We start from the raw sequence: 7,005 nt of genomic DNA, 5'->3' as shown, positions 1-7,005 counted from the left end.
ATCCGACCCCTGCCCAGCAGGATCAGTTTCAGACCCTCTATGCCTATGTTCTCGATGCCAATCAGCGCGTCAACCTAACGCGGATTACCGAGCCCCTCAACTTTTGGGAAAAGCATTTGTGGGATTCTTTGCGGGGGGTGGCGATCGGGTTGGTCAATGCAGCGCCAGCGCGGGTGATGGATGTGGGTACGGGGGCCGGCTTTCCGGGGTTGCCCTTGGCGATCGCTCGTCCAGATTGGGACGTGACCCTGCTCGACTCGACCCGCAAAAAGATTGACGTGGTGCAGGCAGCGCTGCCGCTGTTGGGGTTGACCAATGTCACACCCATGGTGGGTCGGGTGGAAACCCTCGGTCATCTGCCCACCCACCGGGAACAGTATGACTGGGTGCTGCTGCGGGCCGTGGCATCGGTGGCCACCTGTGCTGAATATGCCTTGCCGTTGGTGAAGCTGGGGGGGCAGGTGGTGCTCTATCGCGGGCAGTGGACGGTGGAGGAAGAACAGCAGTTGCAGGCAGTGGCGCGACAGTTGGGCGGGGCGATCGCTCAGGTGGATGCTTTTGAGACCCCCATCACCCAAGGCGTGCGCCACAGTATCTATCTCACCAAGGTGGCGGCTACGCCCGCGGCCTATCCCCGCGCGGTGGGCATTCCCAAACAGCAGCCGTTGCTAGCCTAGCTCTAGGGTGGTGACGCCGAAAATTTTAGACAGGGGCAGAGGCGGTGGCGCTTGGGTATACATGCGGGCGCAGGTGAACACGGGTTTCATATTGTGGGTTTCGACCAGGGCGATCGCCTCCGGATTGGCATCGGGGCAGTCGAGAAACACCGGTTGGCCGATGGCATGGGTGAGCAATGCCTGGAAGAGGGATTGGGCGATCGCTGGCCGGTCGGCAAATAGAGGGCCAAGTTTGAAGCCTTTGCGGGTGGTCCGAATGACGCCGTATCCGAGAAGTTGCCCATGTTCTAAAAAGGCATACCCTTCATTGAGACCCACCCAGGCCTGTAAAAAGGTGGGACGGCGGTCTAGGAAATGCTGGGTGTCATAGTCCAGCAGGGTGGTGAAGGGAATATCTCGCAGGGGCACGACGCCGGCCTGTTTGGCATAGGCTTCTCCCAGCCCTTCGTAGCGAATATGGTGATGGGCAATTTTGAAGCCAAAAGTTTGGTAGTTATCCACCTGGGCCAGAACGCCATCTAGGGCCAAGGTGCGATCGCCGAGGATCTGCAACCCTGCCTGCCAGAGCTGCATCCCATAGCCGCGCCCGCGCCACTGCGGCTGGACAATGTAGAGGCCAAGGAAGCCGTAGCGATCGCCGTAGCGGATCGCCGCGATGGAGCCCACGGGCTGATCCCCGATGTAGCCGATCAAGAACCCCTTGGCGTCGGTTTGATGGAAGGCGATCGCGTCGGTTAGTCCTGGATTCCAGCCCTCTGCCGCCGCCCAATCTAGCACTAGCTCTAGATCCGCTGGCGTCATCTGACGAATAATGAAGTCGTCCTGAGTCACCGTCTATCGTCCCTCATTGCCATAAAATTCTGTCTTATCTTTAAACCAAATATTGATGGTTGGATAGATCTGCAGCGGAAAGCCACGCTTGCGTAGAGCAGCTCGGGTTTCAAACTGCAGCCATTCACATTTGCCATTGCGCCGAGCGGTTTGTAGATCGCTGCGGTTGGCAAAAACATAGACCACATCTAAGTGCTTGTCGCCCAGGGTGTGATTGTGGTTAACAACGCGGGGCTGCGACTGGCGTGCTGAGGCGGCCACATCCGCGATCGCTTGCTTGGCGATGGGCGAATGCTGGCTGCGGGGGCGGGGGGTTGCGGCTAGGCGCTGGGCCTGGTCGGCTTCCATCTTAGTGCGAATCAGTTCAGCCACATCGTGATTCCCTGTTTTTTCCGCCAGCATCAAAGGCGTGAACCCAGCGTAGGGAGAGGGGCGATCGGGGTTGAAGCGCACACCGCAGTTTGCGCCATGGGTGAGCAAAAACTGAACTACGTCCGTGTGCCCCTGCTGGGCGGCGGCATGGAGGGCGGTGTAGCCATCATCACCAGTCACATTGACGTCGGGAAACTCGGCGATACTTTGCTGAATCTCGGACAAACAGCCGAGGGATGCCCAGTGGACGATCAGAGGAATCGATCGGGTAGGCGCGGGCGCAGGTTCAGCATCTACCGTCTCCGTCTCCACGACCTGCAGGGTGGTCTCTGGTTCGGGGTGGGTGCTGCCATTAGCCAGTGTCTCGGCGATCTCAGCGGCTTCTGGCATCAGGGACGATGAGACCGTCGCTAGGCCATTCTCAAGCGTCTTGTCGTCTACCCTGCAATCGGCAATGCCATCTCCATGAAAATCGGGTTCTCCACAGTGAGGACAGGCTTTGGCAGCGGATGAAACTTTGCCACCGCAGGTAGCACACTTTAACAAAACACCCATAATGCTTAGCGTTTGAAGGTAGAGGCAGAGAAAGACTGAAGTGAGTCCATCTTGACCTCAATGTACCCACAAGACAAGTCTGGATCGCGAAATTCAAAAAATTGCTTGGGATACTTGAGGTTTTAAGTTGGAGAATGCGCCAACGAAGTAGGTGGGTAGCAACAACGTCGAGGCGATCGCCCATAATGGGGGAGGCGATCGCAGGCTACTAGCGATGAATACTGGTTGGCGCATTGGTTCCATCTTGGGCATTCCCATTCTCATTGCCCCCTCTTGGTTCATCATTCTGGCGGTGGTAACCTACGCCTATGGCACAACGTGGCAGATGATGGATTGGCAACCCACGATGGTCTGGATCGCTGCATTAACCATGGCATTGGCGCTATTTTTATCGGTGGTTTTGCATGAGCTGGGGCATAGTTTAGTAGCCCGCTCCCACGCCATTCCAGTGCAGTCGATTACCCTTTTCCTATTTGGCGGCATGGCCACGATCAGCCAAGAATCTAAAACGCCGGGGCAGGCTTTTCAGGTGGCGATCGCTGGCCCATCGATGAGTTTTGGGCTATACATGGTGCTGGCTTTGCTGGAAGGCCTGCTGCCCAACGGGTCACCGGGCCGGATGGTCGTGGCCAACTTGGCGGGGATCAATTTAATGCTGGCCTTGTTCAATATGCTGCCGGGCCTCCCCCTCGATGGCGGTCAGGTGCTCAAGTCTGCCATCTGGAAGCTGACGGGGAGTCGCATCCAAGGCGTACGCTGGGCGGCTCGGGCGGGCTGGTTGTTGGGGGGATTGGCGATCGCCTTCAGCTTAGTTTTACTGGTGCGCTATGCCATGGTGAGCGTTCTGTGGATTGCCTTGCTGGGCTGGTTTGGTCTGCGCCATGCCAATGCCCATCAGCAGTTTGCTGCACTGCAGAGCCTGCTGCTACGGCTGACGGTTGCCCAGGCTATGACCCGAGATTTTATCAGCGTTGAGGTCACACAAACGATTCAACAGATGGCCGATCGCTACCTCCTAGGGCAACCACCGCCCAACTGTTGCTTTGTGGTGGCAGAGGGTGTCTATCAAGGGGTGTTGCGGCTGGACGATCTGCATCAGATCCCCTCTGCTGACTGGGCCAGCTCCCCCGTGAGTGCCATAACTCAGCCCCTAGAGACTTTACCTATTGTGGATGAGAGCCTATGTCTAGCCGATGCTATTGATCGGCTAGAGCAGCAGCCCTACCCATGGCTTCTCGTGCGATCGCCAACCGGAGCGATCGCAGGTTTACTCGATCGCGGCGATATTGTGCGAGCGCTGTCTAAGGGGCTCAAACAACCCATCAACGAAGAGATTGTGCAGCAGATTAAGGCAGACCAAGCCTACCCCGATAGCTTACCCTTAGTGGCGATCGCCCAGACAGCCCAAATTCGTTAGCGGCTAGAGGGAGCTGGAATTTAGGCTTTCCTCTTCCCCCGGCGTTTGGGGTAAGTGCAGCCCACATTCTTGTTTCAGACCATGGAAGCGGGTATCCCGTTCATGTTCATCCATGGCGGTAATCGGCCGGCTCGAATGCCAGTCACCCACGGTCATATAGCCCTCATCAAACATGGGATGGTAAGGCAGATCATGGGTTTGTAAGTACTCATACACCGTCTTGGCGTGCCAATCGAGGATGGGCAAAATCTTGTAGAGCCCCCGCTGGCGATTCACCCAGCGCAGAGTGCTGCGATGATTGGTTTGATCACTGCGCAGCCCGGCCAACCAGGCCGTTGCCCCTAGCTCTCGCAGGGCCCGCTGCATCGGTTCAACCTTACGAATTTGATCGTAGAAGTTGAGAGATTCAACGTCATCCTTCGACCAAAGCTGCCCATGGAGTGCTTCCATGCGGGCAGGACTCATCGGTGATTGATAGACCTGAAGGTTGAGCTGGAGGCGATCGCTCAACTGTTCGGCAAACCGATAGGTCTTGGCTGGTAAATAACCTGTATCAACCCAAATTACCGGGATCCTGGGAATCACGGACGTAACGAGATGTAACATCACCGCCGACTGAATGCCAAAGCTGGTGCTCATCACCAAGCCATCTTGAAACGTTTCAGCGGCCCATTCAACCATTCGCGTCGCACTCAACCCCGTCAAGCTCTGATTAACAGTATCTAGATCAAGGTCGGGATGTTCCAGTGCTATACCTACCATACGCATTGCTCGCTCAACTGCATGAAGTCCCGTTGTTACACACGCATTCTGTTTAATCAAGGTCTCACCTAGACTTAGGCGATCGCCTTTGCCAACCCGATCATGGACGGAGACCACCCTCTCTGCAACCGTGAGAGAGGCATTTGTTGGGATAGACACTCAACGTCTCTGGATGTGGAAAGGTGATCTGCTATTGATCATGCCATGAAGCCACGGCTAAATCTGCAAAACTCGTTGCTCTACGTTGGATGCGTATCATCACTTGGGATGAGATACTCCAGTCTACCAAGACTAAGGATCCAGTACCAACTATCGCCGGACATAGCCTGGCGATAGCCTAGACGCCAGCAGCCTGCATCAACTGCTCCATGTCGTCTAGGGTGAGTCCCTGCTGCAGGTAGCGAGGCTGGCTGGGATCGTAGGGGCCCTGCAAGCGATCGATGGCGATAATATCAGCTTTTGCTGACAGTACCGGCACGTCGGGATCGTAGGCAGTGGGATGCATGAGGGAACTGGAAAAGCCTCGGAAGATGACAATTTGATCCGTGTCATCTTCAAGTTGGGCATGCACCATCAGCACTTCCTGCGGACATTTCAACGTATAGTTCTCTAGGCGAACCCCTAGGGATGTGGCTGCCATAGCAGAGAGCCCCCTTCCATCATGGTTAATATAAAAAACGCCAGGAGTTAATAACGACGGCAACTCACCGGACGTCATGAACCCGTATAGGCGGTTTTGCCTGGGCAGGCGCGACGTCGAATCGCCCAGGCTGAGCTAGTCTTGCACCGCCGATCGCCCCTGACGATTCAACCGGACAAAGACAAAATAGCCAAGGTAAATCACGTAGATAACCAAACCGACAATTCCCCAAAAGCCGAGAAATCCGCGACTGGAGCTACTGTGGAAAAATTCTCGGAATAGCAGCGGAGCCTCAAGCCATACTTGACAGGTGGTGCCAGCAAAGGCAGTTTGGGAGACGGCACAGGGTAGGGTAAAGAGCTGGGCGATCGCTCCCAGTCCCATATAGACGGTCATGGCCCAGCGCCAAGCCGTGAAGGTTAGTTTGATAGGGGTGCGGCGCTGGTCGTCAATTTCTTCGTTGAGGTCGGCCCAAAACCATAGCCCCACCGGGATCAAAATGCGGGCAGCGAGGGCGGAGATAAAGCTGAGGGGCAATCCACCAATCATCAGATAGACGGTGATCGCCAGCAGACTGGATACGCGCCAATAGATCACCAAGAGCCGCTGGATGGCTTCGGCCTTTTTCACCGCGGCCCACACCAAGAGGATGAGTGGGACTAGGACAGCAAACAAAACCGCCAAGCGATAATCTGTCCAAACGAGCGATCGCAGCAACTCATCCGTCATCTGTTGAAATCCTTAAAACTCATCAATACCCGGTTGGCCCAGTCATCTATGGTACTCGACAACGACAACGACTGGGGATCCGGGCCGTTGCCGTTACTGGTATGCACTGGGCCTGCTAGGGGGCGATCCATGGTTTAAACCGTAGGGTGAAGCGCAGATGTAACGCACCGTCGCATGAGACACAGTTAGTACTGAGGGCGATCGCTGCCCCCAGTCTCATAGTTCACGTCACAGATCTTGCACGTCACAGATCAATATAGGCTTTCACCAAATCGGGCGTTCGCTCTAGGCTGAATCCTACCTTCTCGCAAACCCGCTGCATGGGCTGGTTTTCGTTGAGAATTTGGGCGGTCACCCGTCCCACTTTTTCGTTCCGGGCAATTTGGATCAGGCGACTGAGCAGCTCGGTGCCCAATCCCTGGCGCTGGGATGCATCATTCACCAACATGGCAAACTCTGCCTCATTCACGCCATGCTGTTTGCTCAGCCGTGCTACGCCCAAAATGGTGTGATGTCCTGTTTCTGGATCCTTGTAGTCCGCCACCAAAGCCATCTCGCGATCGTAGTCGATGAAGCAAATGCGGGTGAGGCGTTCGTGGGCAATGCGCCGACTCAGCTTCATGATGTTGAAATAGCGCAGATAGACACTTTCCTCAGAAAGGGTGGTGTGGAACTGCACAATCAACGGCTCATCTTCAGGACGAATGGGACGAATGATCACCGGCGTATCATCCCGCATCGTCCAAGGACTCGTGTACTGCGTTGGGTACGGACGAATGGCCGGCTTGGGCAGATCGTCCGTGGGCACATCAGCCGGATGCAGCACCACCCGTGCATCCAGGGCAATCAACGAGGATCCAGATACACTATCGGCGGGCATGGGGCGAGCGAACAGCGGATTGATGTCAATTTCCTGAATCCAGGGCTGCTCGACCACTAGATAACTGAAGCGTACCAGCAGTTTCTCTAGGGCATCGAGATCCACCGGCAGGCGACCCCGCACCCCTTGTAGGGCTTTGTAG

General features: G+C 55.9%; 8 protein-coding genes. 2 read left to right on the top strand and 6 right to left on the bottom strand.

What is annotated here, in order from left to right; all coding sequences use genetic code 11:
* On the top strand, positions 1-677 hold a 677-nt coding region (gene rsmG, locus V6D20_02910; GenBank protein ID HEY9814744.1), incomplete at its 5' end, for a 16S rRNA (guanine(527)-N(7))-methyltransferase RsmG.
* On the opposite strand, the gene V6D20_02905 is transcribed toward rsmG, so the two are convergent.
* Both V6D20_02905 and V6D20_02900 read right to left on the bottom strand, forming a co-directional pair.
* Complete coding sequence (locus tag V6D20_02905) at positions 669-1,508, bottom strand: GNAT family N-acetyltransferase (GenBank protein ID HEY9814743.1); 840 nt, start codon at positions 1,506-1,508, stop codon at positions 669-671. The two genes, rsmG and V6D20_02905, sit on opposite strands and share 9 nt — an antisense overlap.
* A 3-nt stretch (positions 1,509-1,511) precedes the next feature.
* Positions 1,512-2,435 carry an ankyrin repeat domain-containing protein gene (locus V6D20_02900; protein HEY9814742.1) on the bottom strand — a complete coding sequence of 308 codons (924 nt, stop codon included), beginning with the start codon at positions 2,433-2,435 and terminating at the stop codon, positions 1,512-1,514.
* 151 nt (positions 2,436-2,586) lie between these two features.
* Between V6D20_02900 and V6D20_02895 the strand changes: the two genes are divergently transcribed.
* Positions 2,587-3,852 carry a site-2 protease family protein gene (locus tag V6D20_02895; protein HEY9814741.1) on the top strand — a complete coding sequence of 422 codons (1,266 nt, stop codon included), beginning with the start codon at positions 2,587-2,589 and terminating at the stop codon, positions 3,850-3,852.
* A gap of 3 nt (positions 3,853-3,855) precedes the next feature.
* On the opposite strand, the gene V6D20_02890 is transcribed toward V6D20_02895, so the two are convergent.
* The 4 genes from V6D20_02890 to V6D20_02875 all read right to left on the bottom strand — a co-directional run.
* Positions 3,856-4,614 carry a phosphoadenylyl-sulfate reductase gene (locus tag V6D20_02890; protein ID HEY9814740.1) on the bottom strand — a complete coding sequence of 253 codons (759 nt, stop codon included), beginning with the start codon at positions 4,612-4,614 and terminating at the stop codon, positions 3,856-3,858.
* Positions 4,615-4,951: 337 nt separating this feature from the next.
* Positions 4,952-5,254: a hypothetical protein gene (locus tag V6D20_02885; protein HEY9814739.1), complete on the bottom strand. Its 303-nt coding sequence runs from the start codon at positions 5,252-5,254 to the stop codon at positions 4,952-4,954.
* A 135-nt stretch (positions 5,255-5,389) separates the two neighbouring features.
* Positions 5,390-5,983 (bottom strand): DUF3177 family protein, encoded by a 594-nt coding sequence (locus V6D20_02880; protein ID HEY9814738.1) that lies wholly within the window; start codon positions 5,981-5,983, stop codon positions 5,390-5,392.
* 244 nt (positions 5,984-6,227) lie between these two features.
* Positions 6,228-7,005, bottom strand: a 778-nt coding sequence (locus V6D20_02875) for a GNAT family N-acetyltransferase (protein HEY9814737.1), incomplete at its 5' end; no start/stop codon positions are given.

The organism is Candidatus Obscuribacterales bacterium (assembly GCA_036703605.1).
Lineage (GTDB): Bacteria > Cyanobacteriota > Cyanobacteriia > RECH01 > RECH01 > RECH01.
This window is presented reverse-complemented; position numbering and strand designations above follow the sequence as displayed.